This is a genomic window from Actinospineispora eucalypti (assembly GCF_039543365.1).
Classification (GTDB): domain Bacteria; phylum Actinomycetota; class Actinomycetes; order Mycobacteriales; family Pseudonocardiaceae; genus Pseudonocardia; species Pseudonocardia eucalypti.
Genome location: NZ_BAABJP010000030.1, coordinates 382,275 through 405,318, shown reverse-complemented (window position 1 = coordinate 405,318; position 23,044 = coordinate 382,275). Strand labels below are relative to the sequence as shown.

Genomic DNA, 23,044 nt, shown 5'->3' with positions numbered 1-23,044 from the left:
CGCCTCTCCGGTACCGTCACACGCCAGGTGTTGAGTTGTCAACACCTGCCGATGGCGGGCTAGCGTTCCGCCTGCTCCAGCGCCCGGGCCAGGGTGGCGAGCTTCTCCAGCGCGCCGTCCAGCACCTCTCGCTCGTGCTCGGTGAGGCAGACCAGGAACGCGTCGTTGCGCTCGTTGGCCACGGCGATGAGCCGGTCGTACAGGGCCTGGCCCTTGCGGGTCAGGGTGAGCTCGGTGGTGCGGCCGGCGCCGAACTCGCGGGTGATCAGGCCGCGTTCGGTCAGCTTGGCGGCGACCCGGCTGATCTGCGCCTTGTCCAGTGCGGCCAGGCGGGCCAGGCGGTTCAGCGTGAGCGGGGCGCTGGACCCGAGCAGGCCGAGGGTCCGCCACTCGCCGAGGCTCACGTCGAACTCGCGCCGGTAGCGCAGCGCCGCGCCCCGGGACATCGTGTTAGCGACCCGGCCGAGCCGGTAGGACAGCAGTTCCTGGATGGTGGCCCTGGGTGTCGCCCGGCGCCGCTCCGACCGGGGCTCCGTCCCGGGTGTCGCCTGTCTGGTCATGCCGCCGCTCCATCCCGCCGGCCCGGTGGCGCGACGTTCTCGCTGGTAGAGCACGCCCTTTGGGGCGTGTGTGACACAACGATACCCAAGTGTTGACGACGCAACACCCTGGACGACAGATGTTGGATTGGATACAATACGTATGCGATCTTGGAGTGTGTTGCTTTGTCAACACCGGTCCCGGCCTCAGCGCTCGGCCCGTTCCAGCGCCATCGCCAGGGTTCCCAGCTTGTCCAGCGCGCTCTCCAGTGCGTCGCGCTCGCGCGGGGTGAGGCACACCAGGAACGCGTCGTTGCGTTCGTTCGCGGCCGCGATGAGGCGCTCGTACAGCGCCCGGCCCCGGGTGGTCAGGCTGAGCTCGGCCGTCCGGCCGGGACCCAGCTCGCGGAGCAGCACGCCTCGGGCGACGAGCCCGGCCACCACCCGGCTGATCTGCGCTTTGTCCAGCGCGGCCAGCCGGGCGAGGTGGTTCTGGGTGAGCGGCGAGCTGGCGCCGAGGAGGGCGATCGTGCGCCACTCGCCGAGGCTGACGCCGAACTCGCGGCGGTAGCGCAGCGCGGCGCCCCGGGACATCGCGTTGGCCACCCGGCTCACCCGGTAGGAGAGCAGGTCCTGGAACGTCACCGGCGAGCCGCGGTGCCCGGCCACCCGGCTCCGGTTGGGCGACAGCGGTTGTCTGGCCATCTCAGCTCGCTTTCCTTCGGCGTTGTGACGCGGGACATACCCGATCCCCGGTGGTGCATCTCCCGCTCGAACCCGTTGCTGGTCAGCGTCCGGGGTATCGGCGAAGGGCGGGTCGGGCAACCTCGGCCTAGCTGTTGACAAATCAACACTCTAGAGGTGAGTCTGGCCACCCGAGCGAAAACGCGACACGAGACGAGGGCATTCGATGTCCGCAGACCCGTCGGCAACCTTGCTGGTCAACGGCGAGTGGCGCGCCGGATCCGGCACCTTCGAGGTGGTCGATCCGGCCACCACGGAGGTGATCGGACACGCGGCGGCCGCCACGCCGGCCGACGCCCGGGCCGCCCTGGACGCCGCGTGGGCGGCGCTCCCCGGCTGGCGGGAGACCGACGCGGAGACCCGGGGCGGGCGGCTGCGCGCCGCCGCGGCCGCGATCCGGGAGCGGGCGGACGAGCTGGCCGGCCGGCTCACCGCCGAGAACGGCAAGCCGCTGGCCGAGGCCCGGGGCGAGATCATCGGCTGCGCCCGCATGCTCGAGTGGAGCGCCGAGGAGGGCCGCCGGGCCTACGGCCGGGTGACCCCGCCGTCGGCGAACGGCCCGGGCCTGACCCTGCTGGCCCCGGTCGGGCCGGTGCTGGCGATCACCCCGTGGAACTTCCCGGCCAGCATGCTGGTGCGCAAGGTCGGGCTGGCGCTGGCGGCCGGCGCACCGGTCATCGTCAAGCCGGCCGAGCAGACCCCGCTGATCGCCACCGAGCTGGTCCGGCTGGTCAACGGCGTCGGGCTGCCACCCGGGGTGCTACAACAGCTGACCACCCCCAAACCGGCCGCACTGGTGGCCGAGCTGCTCGTCGACCCCCGGCTGCGGAAGATCAGTTTCACCGGCTCCACCGAGGTGGGGCTGGGCCTGCTGCGGGCCACCGGCGACCGGCTGCGCCGGGTGTCCCTGGAGATGGGCGGGCACTCCCCGGCGATCGTGTTCGCCGACGCCGACCTGGAGGCGGCGGCCAGGGGCGTGGTGGCCGCCAAGTTCGCCAACGCCGGCCAGAGCTGCACGGCGGTGAACCGGCTGTACGTGCACCGCGAGGTGCACGACGAGCTGGTCGGGCGGGTCCGGGAGCTGGTCGGCGGGCTGCGCCTCGGCCACGGCGCGCGGGCCGGCACCACGGTCGGGCCGCTGATCGACCTGGCCGGCCTGGAGAAGGTGGAACGGCAGGTCAAGGACGCCGTGGCCAAGGGCGCACGGGTGCTCGCCGGCGGGCAGCGGTGGACGCCGGACCGGGCCGAGCTGCGCGGCGCCTTCTACCGGCCGACGCTGCTGGCCGACGCGGACGAGGGGATGGCGGTGAGCCGGGAGGAGACGTTCGGCCCGGTGCTGCCGGTCTTCGCCTTCGACGACGAGGACGCGGTGGTGGACGCGGCCAACCGCACCGCCTACGGCCTGGCCGCCTACGTCTACGGGGAGAACCTGCGCCGGCTGTGGCGGACGGTGGAGCGGCTGGAGTTCGGCGTGATCGGGGTGAACGAGCCCGCGCCGGTGCGGCCGGAGCTGCCGTTCGGCGGGATGAAGAACAGCGGGCAGGAACGCGAGGGCGGCAGCGAGGGCATCGAGGGCTACCTCGAGCACAAGGCCGTGGCGATCCGGATCTAGGGAGGAACCGTGGAGTTGGCCGAGCTGGACCGGCGCTACCTGCTGCACCCGCACTCGCGGGTCGGCTCGCCGATGCCGCCGCTGATCATCGACCGGGGCAGCGGCGCGCGCCTGTGGGACGTGGACGGCCGGGAGTACGTCGACGGCACCTGCGGCCTCTGGCAGTGCGCGGTGGGCCACGGCCGGGCCGAGCTGGCCGGGGTGGCGGCCGAGCAGATCGGCCGGCTGGAGTTCTTCTCCTCGTTCGGCGACTACACCAACGAGCCGGCCATCCGGCTGGCCGAACGGCTGGTCCGGCTCGCCCCCGAGGGGATCCGCCGGGTGTTCTTCACCAACGGCGGCTCGGAGGGCACCGAGACCGCGGTCAAGCTGGCCCGGCTGGCCCGCCACCACGCCGGCCAGCCGGGGCGGAACATCATCCTGGCTCGCACCGCCGGCTACCACGGCATGGGCGCCGGTTCGCTGGCGGTCACCGGGATCGACCGGCTGCGGGCCGGGTTCGGGCCGCTGGCGCCGGGCGTGGAGTTCGTCGGAAAGCCCCACGGTTCGGATGCCGCCGACCGGCTGGTGGCCGAGCTGGAGGAACGGATCGAGCGGATCGGCGCCGAACGGATCGCCGCGTTCATCGGCGAGCCGGTGCTCGGGGTGGGCGGGATGGTGCCGCCGCCGGAGGGTTACTGGCCGAGGGTGCGCGAGGTGCTGGACCGGCACGGCATCTGGCTGATCGCCGACGAGATCGTCACCGCGTTCGGCCGCACCGGGCACTGGTTCGCCTCCGAGCACTACGGCATGCGGCCGGACATGATCATCACGGCCAAGGGGCTGTCCAGCGGGTACGTCCCGATGGGTGCGGTGCTGATCGGCGAGCGGGTGCTGCGGGCCGCCGAGGGCGTGGAGTTCGCCCACGGCTTCACCTACAACGGGCACCCGGTCGGCGCGGCCGTGGCTCTGGCCAACCTGGACATCCTGGAGCGGGAGGAGCTGCCGGCCCGCGCCCGCTCGGTGGGGGACCGGTTGCTGCGCGCGCTCGAGCCGCTGGAGGAGCTGCCGCACGTGCTCGAGGTGCGCGGCGTGGGGCTGATGCTCGGCGTGGAGCTGGACCGGGACGCCGCGAGCGTGCAGGACGGCGCGCGGACCGACGGGGTGATCGTGCGGGCCGCCGGCGCCTGCATCGTGCTCTCCCCGCCGCTGGTGATCAGCGAGCCGGACGTGGACACCCTCGCCGAGGTACTGAGCAAGCACGTCATCGCGGCCGGTCACTGACCCCGACCCAGGAGGAGACCCATGCGCGCGAGAGTGCTGATCATGAGTGCGGTGGCGGTGGCGCTGACCGCCGCGTGCGGCGGCGGTGGGGGTGGCGGCGGTGCCGGCCCGGTCACGTTCGTGTCCACCGGCGGCGACTTCCAGGAGGCCCAGATCAACGCCTGGCAGAAGCCGTTCACCGCGAGCACCGGCACGGCGTTCGTGAACACCGGCCCGCCCGACCAGGCCAAGCTGAAGACCATGATCGAGTCGGAGAACGTCGAGTGGGACGTGCTCGACCAGGGTCCGGAGTTCGCCCAGCGGTACGGCCCGAAGTACCTGGAGAAGCTGGACTTCAACGTGGTCGACCGGAGCTACTACCCGCCGGGCACGGTGAGCGACTACGCGGTCCCGGCCTACTTCTACGGCACGTTCATGCTCTACGACACCAAGGCGTTCCCGACCGACCCGCCGACCGGCATCGAGGCGTTCTTCGACACCAAGCGGTACCCGGGCAAGCGCATCGTCCCGCCGATCCGCAACATGAGCGTGACCAACATGCTCGAGTTCGCGCTGCTCGCCGACGGCGTGCCGAAGGACCGCCTGTACCCGGTGGACGTGGACCGGGCGCTGCGCAAGCTGGACACCATCCGGTCGGAGCTGGTCTTCGCGGACAACTACGGGCAGATCCAGCAGGCGATGAGCGGCCGGCAGGCCACCATGGTGCTGTCCCTGACCGCGCGCGCCGCGCTGGCGATCAAGGGCGGCGCGCCGTACCAGGTGATCTGGCAGCACACCTTCGCCAACTCGGACGTGCTGGTGGTGCCCAAGGGCGCGCCGAACAAGGACGCGGCGATGAAGTTCATCCAGTTCGTCGCGCAGCCGGCCCAGCAGCAGGCGTTCAGCGCGGCGTCCTCCATGGCGCCGGGGAACCCGAACGTGACCGCGCACTACCCGGACCCGGTGCAACGGTCGCTGGACGTGTTCGCCCCCGAGCACAAGGACACGCTGATCTACACCAACGCCACCTGGTGGGCGGAGAACCTGGACCCGGTGGTCGCCAAGGTCACCGCGTGGTCGATCGGATGACCGCCGTCATCGAGGCCACCCCGGTGGCGCGGTCCTCGCCGGTACGGCGGTTCGGCCACCCCGGGTACCTGCTGGTCCCGGCGGCCGCCCTGCTGCTGGTGATCTTCTTCGTGCCGCTGGCCCGGATCGCCTGGCGCAGCTTCACCGACCCGGTGGTCGGGCTGGACAACTACCACGTGCTGCTGGTGGACGGCGTCTCGCTGACCGTGCTGGGCCGGACGCTGGTGACGGCGGCCGTGGTCAGCGCGGTGTGCCTGGTGCTGGTGTACCCGTACGCCTACGCCATGACCCGGGTGTCCGCCCGGGTCCGCGGGTTGCTGGTGCTGCTGGTGCTGCTGCCGTTCTGGACCAGCATGATGGCCCGCAACTTCGCCTGGTACGTGCTGGAGCAGCGGGACGGGCTGATCGACCGGCTGTTCTCGGTGTTCGGCGTCCGGGATGTGGTGCTGCTCGGGTCGGCGACCGGCGTCGCGGTGGCCATGGTGCAGGTGATGCTGCCGTTCATGGCGTTGCCGCTGTACACCTCGCTGGCCGGCATCGACAGGCGGCTGCTGGACGCGGCGATGAGCTGTGGCGCCCCGTGGTTTCGGGCGTTTCGCACGGTGTACCTGCCGCTGTCGGTGCCGGGCGTGGTGTCCGGCTTCTCCCTGGTGTTCATCATGTCGCTGGGTTTCTACGTCACGCCGGCCATCCTGGGCTCGCCGCAGCAGGCGCTGGCCTCGCAGCTGATCCAGATCCGGGTGGCCACGCTGCTGGACTTCGGCGCGGCCGGCGCGCTGGGCATGGTGCTGCTGGCGCTCACCCTGGCCGCGCTGGTCGTGGTGTGGCGGATCGGCCGGGGCGGCACCCTGGACCGGGCGGGGCTGGCATGAACCGGTCGGAGGGGGCGCTCGGCCGGCCGTTGCGGGCCTGGGTGACCATGGTCGGCCTGCTGCTGCTGGCGCCGACCGCGATCGTGATCCCGATGAGCTTCAGCGCGTCCAGCACCTTCCAGTTCCCGCCGTCCGGCTGGTCGCTGCAGTGGTACCGGAAGTTCTTCGGCTCGGCCGCGTGGCTGGACTCGGTGGGCAACTCGCTGCGGGTGGCGGTGCTGGTCGGGGTGTTGGCCACGGTGGTCGGCACGGCGGCCGCGCTGGGCCTGGACCGCTCGGGGTTCCGGGGCCGGGGCGCGCTGCGCGGGGCGCTGCTGGCGCCGGCGATCGTGCCGTCCATCCTGGTCGCCGTCGCGATGTACGCGGCCTTCCTGAAGTGGCAGCTGGTCGGCTCGCTGGGCGGGTTCGTGCTGGCCCACACCGTGCTCGCGGTGCCGTTCGTGATGGTCGCGGTGGCCACCGGGCTGGCCGGCTTCGACCGCACCGTGGAGACCGCGTCGGCCAGCCTGGGCGCCGGCCCGGTCACCACGTTCCGACGGATCACCCTGCCGCTGCTGCTGCCCGGCGTGCTGTCCGGCTTCGTGTTCGCCTTCGTCACCTCGTTCGACGAGGTGGTGGTGGCGCTGTTCCTGCAGTCACCGAAGTTCCACACGCTGCCGGTGCAGATGTACCAGAGCGTCAGCCTGCAGACCGACCCGACGATCTCGGCGGCGGCCAGCCTGGTCGTCACCATCACCACCGGCGTGCTCCTGCTCACCCAGTTGCGCGGCAACCGCCTAACCACCGGGAATGCCAAATGACCGCACCTCTTGACGCGCCGGCGCGGGCCACTGCCGCCCCGGCCGAACCGGGACAGATCGAGATCCGCGGCGTGAGCAAGGCCTACCCGAGGGCGGCCCGGCCCGCCGTGCGGGACGTCTCGCTCTCCGTGGCCAGTGGGGAGTTCATGACCTTCCTCGGGCCGAGCGGGTCCGGGAAGACCACGATGCTGTCCATCCTGGCCGGCTTCATCACCCCGACCGCGGGCTCCATCGCGATCGACGGCGTGGACGTCGGGAACGTGAAACCGCACCGGCGGAACCTGGGCGTGGTCTTCCAGCAGTACGCGCTGTTCCCGCACATGACGGTCCGGGAGAACGTGGCCTACCCGCTGCAGCAGCGCAAGGTGCCGAAGGGCGAGATCGACCGGCGGGTGGCCGAGGTGCTCGACCTGGTGCGGCTGCCGGCGCTGGCCGGGCGCAAACCGGCCCAGCTCTCCGGCGGCGAGCAGCAGCGGGTGGCGCTGGCCCGCGCGGTGGTCTACACACCCCGCGCGCTGCTGCTGGACGAGCCGCTCGGCGCGCTGGACAAGAAGCTGCGCGACGGGCTGCAGCGGGAGATCGCCCGGATGCACCGGGAGCTGGGCATGACGTTCATCTTCGTCACCCACGACCAGGAGGAGGCGCTGGGGTTGTCCGACCGGGTAGCGGTGTTCAACGAGGGCCGGGTGGAGCAGGTGGGCCCGCCGACCGACCTGTACGAGCACCCGGCCAGCCGGTTCGTCGCGGAGTTCCTCGGCGAGTCGAACATCTTCACCGGTGACGTCGACCCTTCGGCGGGGGTGCTGGGCGGGGCCGGCCTGGCCATCCCGCTGACCGCCGAGCAGTCCCGGCACCCCGGACGGGCCTGTGTGGTGATTCGCCCGGAACGGATGGTCCTGCACGCCGCGCACGACCCGGTGCCGGAGTCGTCGAGCCGGATCGCGGCGACCGTCACCGACGTGCTGTACGTCGGCAACCGCCACCGGATCGGGCTGCGGTTCCCCGACGGCACCCTGGGCAGCGCGATGCGGGTGGTCGGTGCTCCGCTGCCGGCGGTGCCGGGGGAGAACGTCCAGGTCAGCTGGCACCCGGACCACCAGACGGTGGTGACCGCCTGATGCGGGCGGCACAGTTCGAACGGATCACCGAGGGGCCGCCGGCGGTGGACCCCGGCCGGGCCGGCGACATCGCGCGGGCGGCGTTCGGCGTCCGGCCGGTGGAGGTGACCCGGCTGCCGGGCGAGACCGACGCCAACTTCCGCATCGCCACCGACGACGGCCCGGCGTACGTGCTCAAGGTGTCGGGGGACCGGGACCGGGGCCGGGTGACCATCCAGAACGCGCTGCTCGCGCACATCCGGCGCCAGGACCCGGGGCTGCCGGTGCCCCGGCCGGTGCGCACCGCCGGGGGCCTGGACCTGGTGGAGCAGGACCTGGACGGGCGCCCGGTGCTGGCCCGGCTGCTCAGCTGGCTGCCCGGCGAGCCGCTGGCGGCGATCCGCGACCGGTCGGACGAGCTGTACGCGGACATCGGCGCCACCGCCGGCCGGCTGGCCGCGGCCATGGCCGGCGCACCCCCGGGCGATCGGCCGGAGCCGCACTACTGGGACCTGCGGGACGCCGAGGCGGCGCTGGACCAGTGCGTCCCCTTCGTCACCGACTCCGGGCTGGGGGCCGGGCTGGGCCGGGCCCGTGAGCTGTTGGCCGAGCGCCCGGTGCGGTGGGCCGGGCTGCCGACGGCGTTCGTGCACCACGACCTGAACGCGCTGAACATCCTGGTCGGCGGGCCGCCCAGGCGCACGTGCGGCATCGTCGACTTCGGCGACGCCCTGCACACCGCGCGGGTGGCCGACCTGGCCGTGCTGCTGGCCGCGCTGACCCGGATCGAACCGCGCCCGCTGCGGGTGGCCGGGGTGCTGGCCGCCGCCTACCACCGGGCCGCGCCGCTCACCGAGGACGAGGTCGACGCGCTCTACCCGTTGCTGGTCGCCCGGGTGGCCACGGTGGCCGCGACCACCGCCCGGCTGGCCGAGCAGGGCGGTCACGGGGACCCGCGACACCGGGTCCCGGACACCGCGCGCCAGCTGGCCCGGCTGGTCGACCTGCCGCCCGACTTCGCCACCGCCACCCTGCGCGCGGCCTGCGGCTTCGACCCGTACCCGGCGGGCGCCCGGGCCCGGGCCTGGATCGCGGCAAACCCGCGCGCGTTCCACCCGGTGGTGGCCGGCCGGGTGACGCCGGTGGACCTGTCGGCGGCGAGTGAGCTGTTCGACGAGGTCGACCCCCGGCGCCCGGACGACCTGTGGGTCGCCGTCCAGGCTGGCGTAGTGGCCGGCTCGGGCCCGGCGGTGACGCGGTACGCCGAGCCGTGGTTCCCGCGTTCGGCCCGCCGCGCCACCGGCGCCGGCGAGGCCGCGACCGTCTCGCTGGGCGTCGCGCTGTTCGGCGGCGGCCGCGTGCACGCGCCGCTGGCAGGCGTCGTGGAAGCCACCGAGGGAGGGGTGGTGCTGCGGCACGAGGTGGAGCCGGGAGTGCGCTTCTGGACCCGGTTCTCCGGCGTGCGGTCCGACCTGCCGGTGGGCTCCCCGGTGGAGCCCGGGCAACCGGTCGGGCACCTGGCCGGCCCCGACCTCCGGTCGGGTCCTGGCCTCGTGAGTGGCGATGATCGCTATAGCGCTACTCGCCACTCACGGGGCGCGCCGCCAGGCGCGCCATCGGCCCAGCTCACCGTAGTAAGGCCGGCCCATTGCGCGGTCCCCACGCACGTGCGCCCCTCGGAGCTCGAGGTGTGGCAGGCGCTGGTGCCGGATTCGTCCGCGCTGCTCGGCGTTTCGTCCGGCATCCGGGCCTGGCGGCCGGCGCTGCCCGAGGCGATGGCCGGCCGGCAGGCCCACCTGCCCCGGACCCACCCGACCTACTTCGCCGACCCGATCGACATGGTGCGGGCGCGGGACTGCTTCTTCTACGACGAGCAGGGACACGCCTACCTGGACGCGCTGAACAACGTGACCCTGGTCGGGCACGGGCACCCCCGCCTGGTGCGGGCCGCCGCGCGCCAGCTGGCCCGGCTGAACACCAACAGCCGGTTCGTGTACGGCGTGCTGACCGAGTACGCCGCCCGGCTCACCGCGACCCTGCCCGAGGGGCTGGACGTCGTGTACTTCCTCAACTCGGGCAGCGAGGCGAACGACCTGGCGCTGCGGATGGCCCGCTACGTCACCGGGCGCGAGGACATCGCGGTGATCGAGCACGCGTACCACGGGTACACCTCGCTGGTGTCCGACGTGAGCCCGGCCCGGTACAAGCGCTACGGCAAGCCCGGGTTCACCCACCCCACCCCGGCGCCCGACCGCTACCGGGGCGAGTTCGGCTACGACGACCCGGACAGCGGCGCCCGGTACGCCACGCGGGCCGCCGAGGTGTTCGCGGCCATGGGAGAGACCGGCCGGCCGCCCGCCGCGTTCATCTACGAGTCGCTGCTGGCCGGCGGCGGCCAGGTGGTGCTCCCGCCCGGTTACCTGGCCGAGGCCCAGCGGGCGGCCCGGGCGCACGGCGCGCTCACCATCGCCGACGAAGTGCAGGTCGGGTTCGGCCGCCTGGGCGACGCCTTCTGGGGCTTCCAGACGCACGGCGCGGACATCCGCCCGGACTTCGTCACCATGGGCAAGGCGATGGGCAACGGCTTCCCGGTGGCGGCGATGGTCACCACCAGGGAGATCTCCGAGCGGTTCGACGCGACCGGCCGGTTCTTCTCCACCTACGGCGGCAACCCGGTGGCCTGCGCGGTCGGGCTGGAGCTGCTGGACGTGCTGGAGGAGGAGGGCCTGCAGGCCAATGCCCGGAGGGTGGGCCAGTACCTGCGCGACCGGCTGTGGCGGCTGGCCGAGCACCACCCGTTGATCGGCGACGTGCGGGGCCAGGGTTTCTACAGCGGGGTCGAGCTGGTGGCCGACCGGGAGACGAAGCTACCCGCGCCGGCCGAGACGCTGCTGGTCTGCGAGCGGCTCAAGGACGAGGGCGTGCTGGTCTACCCGACCGGCCCGGACTGGAACGTGCTCAAGCTCAAACCACCGCTGACGTTCACCGAGGAACACGCGGACGCCCTGGTCGACGCGCTGGACCTGGTGCTGAGGAGGAACTGGTGACCGCCGACCTGGTGATCACCTCCGCCCGGGTGCTGACCATGACCGAGGCCGTCCCGGCGGCGTCGGCGGTGGCCGTCCGGGGTGAGCGGATCGTGGCCGTCGGCACCGACGAGGACGTGGCCGGGCACATCGGCCGGAGCACGCGGGTGGTGGACGCCGGCGGCCGGAGCGTGATCCCCGGCATCAACGACGCGCACATCCACCTCGCGGCCCACGCGTTGCTGCAGCCGCCGTTCACCCTGGACATCCGGGGCGTGACCGGCCTGGCCGGGCTCGGCGCCCGGCTGCGCCAGGCGGACCCCGCGGGCGGCTGGCTGGTCGCCGCCACCTGGCGGGAGGGCAACATCGCCGAGCTGGCCGACGGCTCGCTGCCACCGCACCGGAGCCAGCTGGACGAGTTCACCGGGTCGCGCCCGGCCGTGCTGCACCACGCCTCGCTGCACGGCGTCTGGGCCAACACCGCCGCGCTGGAGCGGGCCGGGATCGGCCGGAACACGCCGGACCCGGCCGGCGGGGTCATCGTGCGGGACGCCCACGGCGACCCGACGGGTCTGCTGTACGACGCGGCGATGAGCCGGGTGCTGGACCACCTGCCGCAACCGCCGGAGGCGACCCGGCTGGACGCGATCGAGCAGGCCATGGCCGGTTTGAACCGGCTGGGCGTGACCAGCGTGACCGACCCGGCGGTGGCCCCCGAGCTGCTGCGCGACTACACGCGGCTGCGCCGCCAGGGCCGGATGACCGTGCGCACCAACCTGCTGCTGCACTGGGGCTGGCCGGAGCCGTGCTCGCTGTCCGGGATGCAGGCGGCGCTGTGGTACTCCGGCGCATCGACCGGGCTCGGGGACCAGTGGCTGCGCGTCGGCGGGGCGAAGCTGTTCGCCGACGGCGCGCCCAGCCACGGCACGGCGTGGTTGTACGAGCCGTACCCGGACGGCAGCCATGGCGGCCTCACCGTGGTCGGGGCCGACGACCAGGCCCGCCTGGCCGAGCTGGCCGCCACCGTGGAGCTGGCCCACCGGATGGGGCTGGACCTGCAGATCCACGTCACCGGCGACCGCACCGCCGACGCCGCGATCGACGCGTTGCTCGCCGCGCAGCGGGCGTGGCCCCGGCCGGACGCCCGGCACGCGCTCATCCACGGCGCACTGCTCACCGAGGAGGCCATGGCCCGGCTGGCCGGGTCGGGCATCTCCGTGGTCACCAACTCGCTGCTCAAGGCGACCGCCGCCGGCGGCATGATCCCGATGATCGGCCCCGACCGCTGGGCCCGCACCTTCCCGGCCGGCTCCATGCTGGCCGCCGGGGTGCGGGTGGCGGACGGCTCGGACGCGCCGTGCACGGTGCCCGACTGGCGGCGAGGGCTGGCCACCTTCGTCGGCGCGGTACCGGCCGCGCGGGTGGCCGAGCGGGAACGGGTCACCCCGCTGCAGGCGCTCCGGATGTGGACCTCGGCCCCCGCGTACCTGGAGAGCGCCGAGCTGGACAAGGGCGCGGTGGCCCCCGGTTACCTGGCGGACCTGGTGGTGCTGGGCGGGGACCTGCTGGACACCCCGGACGACGAGCTGGCCGACATGCCGGTGGAGCTCACCCTGGCCGGCGGGCGGACCGTGTTCGACGCCGGCGGCCTCGGGTGAGCGACCTACGTCAGCGGGTGAGCGACCTACGTCAGCCCCGGGCGGCTCGCATGCCCGCCCCGATCATCTCCACCGCCGCGGCCAGTGCGCTCTCCGTGGCCGCCGTCTCGGCGATCTCCACCTGATCGCCGGCGCGGATCGTGCCGGGCACCACGACCTCGGCGTATGCGCCGAGGCAGGGGAACGTGCCCAGCTCGCCGAGCTGCCGGCGGCCGAGCCGGTTGAGCGTGCGCAGGATGTCCGCGTCGCGGGGCAGGTCCGCGCCCTGGGGCAGCGACGGCATCGGGCAGCGCAGCGTGGGGGCGACCACGTGCACCCGCGCCCGGTCGCCGATCACCAGGTCGACGCCCATCCACTCGTCCTCGGTGAACCGGTCCGCCGGGCGGCCGGCCGGGGCCGGGCCATCGTCGAAGACGATGTTCGGCCGGAACCGGCGGTCGTCCCAGATCCCGTCCGGGTGCTCACCGCCGAGCGAGGAGATGGTGCTGGTGCACAGCACGTGCAGCGCGGCGAGATCCAGCAGCGTGCCGGGCGCGCCGATGCCCGGCGGAATGCCGTACAGCGCCTCGCCGTCCTCGGTCTCCTCCTGGCGCATCGGGGCCAGGAACTCCGAGGACCCGCTCAGCTCGGGCCAGATGCTGTCGTAGGTGGCCCCGGCGGGCACACCGGAGACCAGCTCCACCTCGCGGCCGAGAAACTTGCTCACCGCCTTGCCGACCGCGTCGCGGTTGTCCGCGTCGCCCTCCACCGTCGAGCCGTCCGGCAGCGTGACCACGATCGGCGGGGGAGCGGCGTCCGGCCGGGGCGGGCTGAGGAACCGGGCCGAGCAGCCCAGCAGCGGGCCGAACCGCTTCGGCCGTTTCGCCGACGCCAGCCGCCCGGTCTCCACGTCCAGCATGCCGTAGGCGCGGTCGCCGATCAGGCCACCCGGCCCGAGCAGCACCTCGTCCACCACCTCGCCGCGCATGGACTTCACCGGGTGATGCCACAGCCGTCCCACCGTTATCGCCATGCCAGCACCTTAGGGACCACGGGACCCGGTCGTACAGTCCTGAACGAGCGATCGGTTGAATGCCGACGTACGGTTGGCCGGTGACCGCCGGGTTGACCACCGCCGATCTGCTCGCCGCCCGCGCCGACGACCCGCACCCCGGCCTGTTGTTCGCCGACCAGCGCTACAGCTGGGCGGAGATCGTGGCCGCCGGCCGGCGCCGGGCCGCCCTGGCGTCGGAGCTTCGCCGGCCCGGGCCCTTCCACATCGGCGTGCTGCTGGACAACACGCCGGAGTACCTGTTCTGGCTGGTCGCCTCGGCGCTGGCCGGGGCGGTGACGGTGGGCATCAACCCCACCCGCCGGGGCGCCCAGCTGGCCGGCGACATCCGGCACGTGGACTGCCAGCTGATCATCACCGACGGCGCGCACCGGCGGCTGCTGGACGGGCTGGACACCGGGGTGCCCGCCGAGCGGGTGCTCGAGGTGGACCGCGACCGGTACCGCACCCTGCTGGCCGCACAGGACGGCCTGGCTCGGTCGGACGCGCGGATCGAGCCGGCGACGCCGATGCTGCTGATGTTCACCTCCGGCTCGACCGGTGCGCCGAAGGCGGTGGTCTGCGGCCAGGGCCGGTTCGCCGCGGCCGCCGGGTACATGACCGGCCGGCTGGGGCTGGGACGCGACGACGTGGCGTACAACGCGATGCCCATGTTCCACGGGAACGCGCTGATGGCGTGCTGGGCGCCGATGCTCGCCTCCGGCGGCACCTGGGCGCTGCGCGACCGGTTCTCCGCCTCCGGGTTCCTGCCCGACGTGCGCCGCTTCGGTGCCACCTTCGCCAACTACGTCGGCCGCGCGCTCGCCTACATCCTGGCCACCCCGGAGCGGCCGGACGACGCGGACAACTCGCTGCGCCTGGTGTACGGCACCGAGGCGGCGGACAAGGACCTGGCCGAGTTCCCGCGCCGGTTCGGCTGCGAGTGCCTGGAGGGCTACGGCTCCAGCGAGGGACCGATCGCCATCGGCAAGCTGCCCGGCACCCCGCCGGGGGCGCTAGGGCTGCCGACCAGCGAGTCCGACGTGGCGGTGCTCGACCCCGAGACCGGCTCGGAGTGTCCTCGGGTGCGATTCGGCCCGCACGGGGAGATCGTCAACCCGGAGGCCATCGGTGAGCTGGTGCGCCGCGACTCCGGGTTCGTCTTCGAGGGCTACTACCGCAACCCGGCGGCGACCGCCGAACGGCTGCGCAACGGCTGGTACTGGAGTGGTGACCTGACCTACCGGGATGAGGCCGGGTACTTCTACTTCGCCGGGCGGGGCAACGACTGGCTGCGGGTGGACAGCGAGAACTTCGCCGCCGCGCCGGTGGAGCACATCCTGGCCCGGCAGCCCGGGGTGCTGGTGGTGGCGGTGTTCCCGGTGCCCGACGCGCACACCGGCGACCAGGTGATGGCGGCGGTCGAGCTGGAACCCGGAGCCCGGTTCGACCCGGAAGCGTTCGAGGCGTTCCTCGCCGCGCAGTCCGACCTGGGCACCAAGTGGTCGCCCCGGTTCGTCCGAGTGGTCGCGCGCATGCCGTTGACCCCGACCAACAAGCTGGACAAGAAGCCGCTGCGGGCGCAGGCCTGGGAGTGCACCGACCCGGTGTGGTGGCGGCCTGCTCCGGGGGAGGCGTTGCGACTGGTCACCGAGCAGGACCGGTCGGCGCTGCGGGAAGCGCTCGCCGCGAACGGCCGCGCCCACCTGCTCTCCGGAGCTCCGAGCTAGCGCGGTCATGCGCGGTGCCGGTTCCACAGATTGCTGGGAAGGCCTGTTTGAACCGGCGCCGCACCTCGACGCCACAGTTGTGCGGCGTCACGGTTTCTTGGGCGGCGTCGGGGTGGTGGCCTGGCCCAGGCGGGAATCCATGGTCTCGGCGAGCAGGGTCAGGGCGTCGACCACGCGTTGGCGGTCCGTGCCGAGGCCGGCCAGGAGCTGGGTGTGCGCCTCCAGCTCGCGGGGGAAGACGGTGTCGATGACGTCCTTGCCCTCCGGGGTCAGGGTGATCGGGGCGGCCCGGCGGTCGGCCGGGTTCACGGTGCGGGTGATCAGCCCGCGTTTCTCCAGTTTCCCGAGCGTCTTGCTCACGCCCGCCCGGGACATGCCCAGCCGGTCCGCCAGGCGGGCGGCGGTGACCGGTGACTCGGCGTGCCGCAGCGGGACCAGCAGCTCGACCTCGGCCGTGGTCAGCGCCGCGCCGTCGTAGACCGGCTCGACCGCCCGGTCCAGCAGGACGGTGATGCGCTTGACCAGCGCCACGACCTGCATCGCCGACGTGTCCAGCCCGGGGTTGCGCTCGCTCCAGAGCTCTTGGGTACGTGCTTGAAGGGGCAGCATCTCCACACCAGTTTGTTAGCTAGCGAACTACCTGTTAGCTTTTTCAGCGTAGCTCAGGCCGATACCGGAGGTTTACGTGGTGGAGTACGACGTGGTCGTCATCGGCGGCGGGGTCGCCGGGTTGGCCGCGGCAACGATGTTGGGCCGGTCCCGGCGGCGGGTGGTCGTCGTCGACGCCGGCGAGCCGCGCAACGCCCCGGCGGAGCACCTGCACGGCTTCCTGTCCCGGGACGGGGCTGCCCCCACGGAGCTGCTGGCCGCCGCGCGGCGGGAGGTCCGAAGCTACGGCGGCGAGCTGACGAAGGGCCGGGCCGAGGGCGTCGACCGCCTCGAAGGCGACGGGTTCGCCGTGCGCCTCGACGGCGGCGGGAGGCTGACCACCCGGGCGGTGCTGGTGGCCACCGGTCTGCGCGATGAGCTGCCGGAGATCCCGGGCCTGGCCGAACGTTGGGGCCGCGAGGTGCTGCACTGTCCGTACTGCCACGGCTACGAGGTCCGGGACCGCCCGCTGGGCGTGGTCGGCGGCGAGAACCGGCCGTTCACGCTGCACCAGGCGCAGCTGATCCGGCAGTGGTCCGGCGACGTGGTGTTCTTCCCGAACCGGATCGAGCTGGCGGAGGGGGAGCGACGGCGCCTGGATGCGCGCGGCGTGCGGGTCGTCGAGGGCGAGGTGGCGCGGGTGGTGGCCGGCGCCGGCGGTGGACTCGGGGTGGAGCTGGCCGGCGGCCGGCTGGTGGAGCGCGCGGCGCTGTTCGTCGGCCCCCGGTTCGCCCCGCGCGACGGGCTGCTGGCCGGGCTGGGCTGCGCCCGAGGCGAGGACGGCTGGGTCGCCACCGACCGGACCGGTCGTACCAGCGTGGACGGCGTGTGGGCGGCGGGCAACGTGATGGACAGCCCGGCCCAGCTGATCAACGCGGCGGCCCAGGGGTCGGCCGCCGCCGTGGCGGTCAACCACCACCTGCTGGCGGCGGACGTCGAAGCCGCCCTGGTATCGGTCGGCTGACGGCGATGGGGCGCCGGACAACGTTGTCCGGCGCCCCATCGCCCGTCTGTGTTTCCCGCGTGCGCCTAACTGGGCGCACGCTCGGGCTAGCGCGTGCCGCGCTAGCTAGTCCTCCAGCTGAGCCACGTACATGGTCACCTCAGGTGCGACTGCGATCTCGTCGAACTCCGGGGTCTCCCATGCGGCGAGCTGAGACTCCATTGATCCACCTCCTCTCTGGCCCATTCCGGCGGCTCCCTTCAAGTCAGTCCGGGAGGGCGAAGACGATCAGAGCGCTTCCGTGCCCCGCACCGAGCATGCCGGGTAGGAAGCCTTCGATCCAGCCGCCCCAGCCGACCGGAACGGCGACGTACTGCTTGCCGTCGACGCTGTAGGTGATCGGGCTGCTGTGGTGGCCGCTGCCGCACTGGAACGACCAGAGCAGGTCACCGGTGCGCGCGTCCAGGGCGTTGAACTCGCCGGACGGCTCGCCGGCGAACACCAGGTCGCCACCGGTGGCCAGCGTCGACGCACACATCGGGATGTCGTTGCGCCAGCGCCATTTCTCCTCGCCGTTGGCGTCGAACGCGCTGACCGACCCCGCCATGTTGTCCGCGTCCACCTGGACGCCGGCGCCCCAGTACGGGATGCCCTCCTTGAACTCCCGGCGCCGCCGGGTGGCCGTGGCGCCGACGTCCTGTACCGGCACGTAGAACAGCCCGGTCTTCGGGCTGTACGACGCGTGCGTCCACTCCTTGGCCCCGGCCGGACCCGGGAAGAAGTGCACCGGGTCGCCTTCCTTGTCCGGGTACCGCGCGGGCGTGACCTTGCCGTCGCGGGTGATGTTGCCCCAGTCGATCCGGTCCACGAACGGCGTGATGCTCACCAGCGCGCCGCTCACCCGGTCCAGTACGAAGAAGTACCCGTTCTTGTCGAAGTGGCCGAGCAGCTTGCGCCCGTCCGAGTCGAACAGGATGTTCTCCATGGTGCTGTCGTAGTCCCACAGGTCGTGCGGGGTGCACTGGTAGTGCCAGCGGATCTGGCCGGCGTCGACGTCCACCGCGACGATGCTGTCGGTGTAGAGGTTGTCGCCCTCGCGGACGGCCCCGTCGAAGTCGGGTGCCGGGTTGCCGGTGCCCACGTACAGCAGGTTGGTCTCCGGGTCGAAGGTGCTGGTGACCCAGCAGTTCGCGCCACCGCGGGCCCACGCCTGGCCGTCGGCCGGCCAGGTTTCCGAGCCGGGCTCGCCGGGTTTCGGCACCATGTAGCAGCGCCACTGGTGCTCGCCGGAGTCCAGGTCGAACGCGTCCAGGTGGCCGCGCGAGCCGAACTCGCCGCCGGAGCTGCCCACGATGACCAGGTTCTTCACCACCAGCGGGGCGACCGTGCCGCTCTCGCCGGCTCGCACGTCACCGTAGGTCTTGTCCCAGAGCTTCTGGCCGTTGGTGGCGTCCAGCGCGATGATGTGCGCGTTCGCGGTGACCATGAAGACCTTGCCCTTGGCCACCCCGACGCCCCGGTTCACGTTCCCGCAGCACAGCGAGACGTCGTAGGGGATCGCGTGCTTGTACCGCCAGAGCTCCTCGCCGGTCACCGCATCCAGCGCCCACAGCCAGCCGTCCCAGCCGGAGCAGAACATCACCCCGTCCACCACGATCGGGGCGGCTTCGAACGCATAGGTCGACGCGCCGGCGATCATGCCGCTGGTGCCGGCCTGGAACATCCAGGCGGGCCGCAGCTTGCTCACGTTCTCCGAGTTGATCTGGTCCAGCGTGCTGTACCGCTGGCCGTCGTAGGCTCCGTAGTAGGTGAGCCAGTTGTGCGGCTCCGAGCGGGCGTCCAGGATGCGCTCGTAGGTGAGGTTGGCGACCACGGGGGGCGCGGTTCCGGCCTTGCCGCTGAGCGCTCCCTGGTCGATGGCTTCGCCGGCGTCGACGTATTCGACGGTCATCTGTCCGCTCCTCTCTACCGCGGCTGGTCGGGTCGGTCGAGGCGGGCCTCCGGCGGGACGTCGCCCATGACCACGATGGCCCCGGTGAGGCCCCGGCCCTCGTCGTTGCCGGTCGGCGAGCTGAACCAGTAGTAGCCCGGCCCGTCGAGGTTGAGCTTGGCCCGGCCCTTCGAGTGGTTCACCAACCAGATGAACTTGCGGTCGCCGTTGCTGGGCAGCAGCGCGCAGTGCGTGTTGAGGTCGTCGTTGATGAGCTCGAGCTCGAGATCACCCCCGTGCGGCAGGACCAGGATCGACGGTTCCCAGCTGATCGTGTCCGGGCGGATACGGACGGTCGCCTCCATCACGCCGTCGGCCCGCTCGGTGGCCCGGCCGATGCTCCCGGTGCCCAGTACTCGTCCTATCGATGCCTTGTTCTGTTCGTCCAACCCGAGCTCGTCCAGCAGGGCGGCTCTATCTTGCGTGCTCGTCACCCGGCTTCACCTCCTGATCCCGAACCTTCATTTGTTTCGTGTGATCGCGATGAACGGCAGGAGTTGAAGCGTGCGGGCACACTTCAACTCCTTTGTCTCAGTGTGATGGCGTGCGCGACCGCCATTATTCCGCGCAAGCGAGAATTCGTTTGCGATGAATTCTTCTTTTATTGCTTCATTTGCCTAACCAGGCGGTTGTGACTTTACGCCGGATGATTTCCGCCAGCAAGGGGTGACCACTAATCCGGACCGCTCGCGCCGTTCATTGGCCGAAGGCTACCGTTCGTTGGCCATCCACAGCCGCTCGGCGAAGGTCGAACCGGTCCAGGTTCATGACCTTGTGCCACGCGGCCACGAAGTCCCGCACGAACTTCTCCCGCGCGTCGTCGCCGGCGTAGACCTCGGCCAGCGCCCGCAGCTCGGAGTTGGCGCCGAAGACCAGGTCCACGCGGCTGGCGGTCCACCTCGGCTCGCCGGTGGCCCGGTCGCGGCCCTCGAAGGCCTCCGAGCCGTTGCGGCCGGTCGGCGCCCACTGGATGCCCATGTCCAGCAGGTTCACGAAGAAGTCGTTGGTCAGCACCCCGGGCCGGCTGGTCAGCACACCCATCGGGGACTGCCGGTAGTTGGCGTCCAGCACCCGCAGGCCGCCGACCAGGACGGTCATCTCCGGGGCACTGAGCGTCAGTAGGTGCGCGCGGTCGACCAGCAGGAACTCCGGCGGCAGGCCGGTCGGGCCCCGGTAGTTGCGGAACCCGTCCGCCTCCGGCTCGAGCACGGCGAACGACTCGGCGTCGGTCTGCTCGGGGGAGGCGTCGGTGCGCCCGGGGGAGAACGGGACGCGCACGTCGTGGCCGGCCAGCTGGGCCGCCCGCTCGACGGCGGCGCAGCCGCCGAGCACGATCAGGTCGGCCAGCGAGATCCGCCCGTCGAACTCCTCCCGGATCCGCTCCAGCGCGGCCAGGACCTCGGCCAGGCGCTCCGGCTCGTTGACCCGCCAGCTCCGCTGCGGCTCGAGGCGGATGCGCGCGCCGTTGGCACCGCCGCGCCGGTCGCTGTACCGGAACGTGGAGGCCGACGCCCACGCGGTGGCCACCAGCCGGGACACCGGGAGCCCCGAGGCCAGGATCCGCCGCTTCAGCTCGGCGACGTCCTCGTCCCCGACCAGCTCGTGGTCCACGGCCGGGACCGGGTCCTGCCAGATCAGGGTCTCCGTGGGGGCCAACGGCCCCAGGTAGCAGTGGGGCGGCCCCATGTCCCGGTGGGTCAGCTTGAACCAGGCCCGGGCGAACGCGTCCTCCAGCAGCTCCGGGTGCTCCAGGAAGCGCCGGGAGATCGGCTCGTAGCCCGGGTCCAGCCGCAGCGCCAGATCCGTGGTCAGGATGGTCGGTACGTGGGTCTTCGCCGGGTCGTGCGCGTCCGGCACGGTACCGGCGCCCGCCCCGCCGCTGGGGATCCACTGCCACAGGCCGGCGGGGCTCAGCACCGCGTCCCACTCGAACCCGAACAGGCCCTCCAGGAAGCTGTGGTCCCACCTGGTCGGGGTGGCCGTCCAGGTGCCCTCGAGGCCGCTGGTGATCGCGTCCGCGCCCTTGCCGGTGCCGTAGTCGCTGCGCCAGCCGAGGCCCTGCGCCTCCAGCGGGGCGGCCTCCGGCTCGGGGCCGAGGTGGCTCTCCAGCGCGGCGCCGTGCGTCTTGCCGAACGTGTGCCCGCCGACGATCAGCGCGACGGTCTCCTCGTCGTCCAGGCCCATGCGCCGGAAGGTCAGGCGCATGTCCCGGCCGGCGGTGACCGGGTCCGGCACCCGGCGCGGGCCCTCCGGGTTGACGTAGATCAGGCCCATCTCGGAGGCGGCCAGTGGGCTCTCCAGGTCCCGCACGCCGATGTGCCGCTCGTCGGCCAGCCAGGTGCGCTCGCGGCCCCAGTAGACGTCCTCCTCGGACTCCCAGGTGTCCACCCGGCCGCCGGCGAACCCGAAGGTCCGGAAGCCCATCGACTCCAGCGCGACGTTGCCCGCGAAGATCATCAGGTCGGCCCAGGAGAGCCTGCGGCCGTAGCGCTTCTTGACCGGCCAGAGCAGCCGGCGGGCCTTGTCCAGGCCCCGGTTGTCCGGCCAGCTGTTCAGCGGGGCGAAGCGCTGCATGCCGGCGGCGGCGCCACCCCGGCCGTCGTCCGCCCGGTACGTGCCGGCGGCGTGCCAGGCCATCCGGATGATCAGTGGGCCGTAGTGGCCGTGGTCGGCCGGCCACCAGTCCACCGAGGTGGTCAGGACCCGCTCGATATCGTGCCGCACGGCGGAAAGATCGAGCGTGCCGAACTCGGCGGCATAGTCGAAATCCGGACCCATCGGATCGGCCGCCGGAGAGTGTTTGGCGAGGATCTCCAGGTTCAGCCGGTACGGCCACCAGTGGCGGTTTGCCCCGCCCTGCGTCGGGTGCGGGAAGCGCTCGCTCGCCCGCTTCCTTCCGCTGACAACTTTGTCATATCTGGTAGACACGAGAATCCCTCGAGAAGCGCAAGCGGTGTCCGTACACACCGAGCATGACCCATTTTTCGGCATCAATCAAGGCGGCCGATTCGCATGCCCCGAAGTTGATTTCCGGTTGGCCGGATAGGCTGTGCGAAGGCGAATTACCGGGGAGGGGACAGTGCGGGCGTACGGGTTTGTCCGAGTCGGTGGACCGGAGCAGCAGGCGTTCCTGGACGTGGAGGTGCCGGAGCCCGGGCCGGGCGAGCTGCTGGTGCGGGTGCGGGCGGCCGGGGTCAACCCGGGCGACTGGCGGGTCCGGGAGGGCTCGTACGGCACCGCCGGGCCGGCCGTGCTGGGGCGCGAAGTGGCCGGCACGGTGGTCGCCCTCGGCGCCGGGGTGACCGGTTTCGCCCCCGGTGACGAGGTGTTCGGCGGTTGCCCCGGGATGGTCGGCGGCTGGGCGGAGCAGGCGCTGGTCACCGCGTCGTTCGCGGCGCATCGGCCGGACGGGGTGAGCCCCGAGTCCGCCGCCGTGCTCCCGGTGGCCGCCGGCACCGCCTACGACGCGCTGGACAACCTGGCCCTGCCCGCCGGCGCGACCCTGCTGGTCAACGGGGCCGGCGGCGGAGTGGGCGTCCCGATGCTGCAGCTCGCCCGGTCGCGCGGGCTAAGGGTGGTGGGCACGGCCAGCCCGGCCAAGCGGGACCTGGTCGCCGGCCTCGGAGCCGTGCCGGTGGCCTACGGCGAGGGTGTGGTGGAGCGCATCCGGGAGGCGGCGCCGGACGGGGTCGACGGGGCGTTGGACCTGGTCGGCGGGCCGTCGCTGCGGGCGGTCGCCGAGCTGGTGCCGGCCGACCGGCTGTTCTCGGTCGCGGACAAACCGCTGGTGAAGCAGCTCGGCGGGCGCGAGGTGGTGCGCAACCGCGACACGTCGGTGCTGGTCGAGCTGGCCCGGCTGGTCGCGGCCGGCCAGCTCGACCCCCACGTCAGCCGGGTGCGCGGCCTCGACGAGGCCGGCGAGGCCCTGGCCGAGGTGGAGAACGGGCACGCGCGGGGCAAGATCGTGCTGGTCCCCGGCGGCTGACCTCAGAGCGCGTCTGGGAACTCGGAGCGTAGCCGGCCG

At 72.6% G+C, this 23,044-nt stretch carries 19 protein-coding genes; 11 read left to right on the top strand and 8 right to left on the bottom strand.

What is annotated here, in order from left to right:
• Positions 1 to 59: 59 nt before the first annotated feature.
• Both ABEB12_RS26995 and ABEB12_RS26990 read right to left on the bottom strand, forming a co-directional pair.
• The gene (locus ABEB12_RS26995) at positions 60 to 560 is read right to left on the bottom strand and encodes a MarR family transcriptional regulator (protein ID WP_185062562.1); all 501 of its coding nucleotides are present in this window, start codon (positions 558 to 560) and stop codon (positions 60 to 62) included.
• A 186-nt stretch (positions 561 to 746) separates the two neighbouring features.
• The gene (locus ABEB12_RS26990) at positions 747 to 1,244 is read right to left on the bottom strand and encodes a MarR family transcriptional regulator (protein ID WP_185062561.1); all 498 of its coding nucleotides are present in this window, start codon (positions 1,242 to 1,244) and stop codon (positions 747 to 749) included.
• Between the two features lie 205 nt (positions 1,245 to 1,449).
• Between ABEB12_RS26990 and ABEB12_RS26985 the strand changes: the two genes are divergently transcribed.
• From ABEB12_RS26985 to ABEB12_RS26950, 8 genes are read left to right on the top strand one after another with little or no spacing between them, the layout of a single operon-like run.
• A complete protein-coding gene (locus ABEB12_RS26985; RefSeq protein WP_185062560.1) occupies positions 1,450 to 2,895 on the top strand; it encodes an aldehyde dehydrogenase family protein in 1,446 nt (481 codons plus the stop codon).
• Between the two features lie 9 nt (positions 2,896 to 2,904).
• Positions 2,905 to 4,158 (top strand): aminotransferase family protein, encoded by a 1,254-nt coding sequence (locus ABEB12_RS26980; protein ID WP_345703173.1) that lies wholly within the window; start codon positions 2,905 to 2,907, stop codon positions 4,156 to 4,158.
• 21 nt (positions 4,159 to 4,179) lie between these two features.
• Entirely contained in the window at positions 4,180 to 5,226 is a 1,047-nt protein-coding gene (locus ABEB12_RS26975) for an extracellular solute-binding protein (RefSeq protein WP_185062559.1), read from the top strand.
• Complete coding sequence (locus ABEB12_RS26970) at positions 5,223 to 6,098, top strand: ABC transporter permease subunit (protein WP_185062558.1); 876 nt, start codon at positions 5,223 to 5,225, stop codon at positions 6,096 to 6,098. Before ABEB12_RS26975 ends, ABEB12_RS26970 begins: the two co-directional genes overlap by 4 nt.
• Positions 6,095 to 6,898 (top strand): ABC transporter permease subunit, encoded by an 804-nt coding sequence (locus ABEB12_RS26965; protein WP_185062557.1) that lies wholly within the window; start codon positions 6,095 to 6,097, stop codon positions 6,896 to 6,898. Before ABEB12_RS26970 ends, ABEB12_RS26965 begins: the two co-directional genes overlap by 4 nt.
• A complete protein-coding gene (locus tag ABEB12_RS26960; RefSeq protein ID WP_185062556.1) occupies positions 6,895 to 8,016 on the top strand; it encodes a polyamine ABC transporter ATP-binding protein in 1,122 nt (373 codons plus the stop codon). Before ABEB12_RS26965 ends, ABEB12_RS26960 begins: the two co-directional genes overlap by 4 nt.
• Positions 8,016 to 11,042 carry an aminotransferase class III-fold pyridoxal phosphate-dependent enzyme gene (locus ABEB12_RS26955; RefSeq protein ID WP_185062555.1) on the top strand — a complete coding sequence of 1,009 codons (3,027 nt, stop codon included), beginning with the start codon at positions 8,016 to 8,018 and terminating at the stop codon, positions 11,040 to 11,042. The genes ABEB12_RS26960 and ABEB12_RS26955 overlap by 1 nt, the downstream gene beginning before the upstream one ends.
• Complete coding sequence (locus ABEB12_RS26950) at positions 11,039 to 12,679, top strand: amidohydrolase (RefSeq protein WP_345703172.1); 1,641 nt, start codon at positions 11,039 to 11,041, stop codon at positions 12,677 to 12,679. The genes ABEB12_RS26955 and ABEB12_RS26950 overlap by 4 nt, the downstream gene beginning before the upstream one ends.
• A gap of 31 nt (positions 12,680 to 12,710) precedes the next feature.
• Here the strand turns inward: ABEB12_RS26950 and ABEB12_RS26945 are convergent, their stop codons facing one another.
• Positions 12,711 to 13,691: an MOSC domain-containing protein gene (locus tag ABEB12_RS26945; RefSeq protein ID WP_185062554.1), complete on the bottom strand. Its 981-nt coding sequence runs from the start codon at positions 13,689 to 13,691 to the stop codon at positions 12,711 to 12,713.
• Positions 13,692 to 13,771: 80 nt separating this feature from the next.
• Between ABEB12_RS26945 and ABEB12_RS26940 the strand changes: the two genes are divergently transcribed.
• On the top strand, positions 13,772 to 15,439 hold the full coding sequence (locus ABEB12_RS26940; protein WP_345703171.1) for an AMP-binding protein: 1,668 nt from the start codon (positions 13,772 to 13,774) through the stop codon (positions 15,437 to 15,439).
• A gap of 87 nt (positions 15,440 to 15,526) precedes the next feature.
• On the opposite strand, the gene ABEB12_RS26935 is transcribed toward ABEB12_RS26940, so the two are convergent.
• Positions 15,527 to 16,048 (bottom strand): MarR family transcriptional regulator, encoded by a 522-nt coding sequence (locus ABEB12_RS26935; RefSeq protein WP_185062552.1) that lies wholly within the window; start codon positions 16,046 to 16,048, stop codon positions 15,527 to 15,529.
• A 76-nt stretch (positions 16,049 to 16,124) separates the two neighbouring features.
• Between ABEB12_RS26935 and ABEB12_RS26930 the strand changes: the two genes are divergently transcribed.
• A complete protein-coding gene (locus ABEB12_RS26930) occupies positions 16,125 to 17,051 on the top strand; it encodes an NAD(P)/FAD-dependent oxidoreductase (protein ID WP_345703170.1) in 927 nt (308 codons plus the stop codon).
• A 105-nt stretch (positions 17,052 to 17,156) separates the two neighbouring features.
• Here ABEB12_RS26930 and pqqA read toward each other — a convergent pair whose 3' ends face one another.
• The 4 genes from pqqA to katG form a co-directional block, all read right to left on the bottom strand.
• Entirely contained in the window at positions 17,157 to 17,252 is a 96-nt protein-coding gene (gene pqqA, locus ABEB12_RS26925) for a pyrroloquinoline quinone precursor peptide PqqA (RefSeq protein ID WP_185062550.1), read from the bottom strand.
• A gap of 43 nt (positions 17,253 to 17,295) precedes the next feature.
• On the bottom strand, positions 17,296 to 18,981 hold the full coding sequence (locus ABEB12_RS26920; protein ID WP_185062549.1) for a PQQ-dependent dehydrogenase, methanol/ethanol family: 1,686 nt from the start codon (positions 18,979 to 18,981) through the stop codon (positions 17,296 to 17,298).
• Positions 18,982 to 18,995: 14 nt separating this feature from the next.
• The gene (locus ABEB12_RS26915; RefSeq protein ID WP_185062548.1) at positions 18,996 to 19,454 is read right to left on the bottom strand and encodes an MSMEG_3727 family PQQ-associated protein; all 459 of its coding nucleotides are present in this window, start codon (positions 19,452 to 19,454) and stop codon (positions 18,996 to 18,998) included.
• 262 nt (positions 19,455 to 19,716) lie between these two features.
• Positions 19,717 to 21,948, bottom strand: coding sequence for a catalase/peroxidase HPI (katG, locus tag ABEB12_RS26910; protein WP_345703169.1), 2,232 nt, complete (start codon positions 21,946 to 21,948; stop codon positions 19,717 to 19,719).
• A gap of 151 nt (positions 21,949 to 22,099) precedes the next feature.
• Between katG and ABEB12_RS26905 the strand changes: the two genes are divergently transcribed.
• Complete coding sequence (locus ABEB12_RS26905) at positions 22,100 to 23,005, top strand: alcohol dehydrogenase catalytic domain-containing protein (RefSeq protein ID WP_185062546.1); 906 nt, start codon at positions 22,100 to 22,102, stop codon at positions 23,003 to 23,005.
• Positions 23,006 to 23,044: the final 39 nt, after the last annotated feature.

Coding starts and splice junctions, on each gene's coding strand:
- ABEB12_RS26995 (WP_185062562.1), bottom strand. CDS start 560: ATGACCAGACAGGCGACACCCGGGACGGAGCCCCGGTCGGAGCGGCGC.
- ABEB12_RS26990 (WP_185062561.1), bottom strand. CDS start 1,244: ATGGCCAGACAACCGCTGTCGCCCAACCGGAGCCGGGTGGCCGGGCAC.
- ABEB12_RS26985 (WP_185062560.1), top strand. CDS start 1,450: ATGTCCGCAGACCCGTCGGCAACCTTGCTGGTCAACGGCGAGTGGCGC.
- ABEB12_RS26975 (WP_185062559.1), top strand. CDS start 4,180: ATGCGCGCGAGAGTGCTGATCATGAGTGCGGTGGCGGTGGCGCTGACC.
- ABEB12_RS26970 (WP_185062558.1), top strand. CDS start 5,223: ATGACCGCCGTCATCGAGGCCACCCCGGTGGCGCGGTCCTCGCCGGTA.
- ABEB12_RS26965 (WP_185062557.1), top strand. CDS start 6,095: ATGAACCGGTCGGAGGGGGCGCTCGGCCGGCCGTTGCGGGCCTGGGTG.
- ABEB12_RS26960 (WP_185062556.1), top strand. CDS start 6,895: ATGACCGCACCTCTTGACGCGCCGGCGCGGGCCACTGCCGCCCCGGCC.
- ABEB12_RS26955 (WP_185062555.1), top strand. CDS start 8,016: ATGCGGGCGGCACAGTTCGAACGGATCACCGAGGGGCCGCCGGCGGTG.
- ABEB12_RS26945 (WP_185062554.1), bottom strand. CDS start 13,691: ATGGCGATAACGGTGGGACGGCTGTGGCATCACCCGGTGAAGTCCATG.
- ABEB12_RS26935 (WP_185062552.1), bottom strand. CDS start 16,048: ATGCTGCCCCTTCAAGCACGTACCCAAGAGCTCTGGAGCGAGCGCAAC.
- pqqA (WP_185062550.1), bottom strand. CDS start 17,252: ATGGAGTCTCAGCTCGCCGCATGGGAGACCCCGGAGTTCGACGAGATC.
- ABEB12_RS26920 (WP_185062549.1), bottom strand. CDS start 18,981: ATGACCGTCGAATACGTCGACGCCGGCGAAGCCATCGACCAGGGAGCG.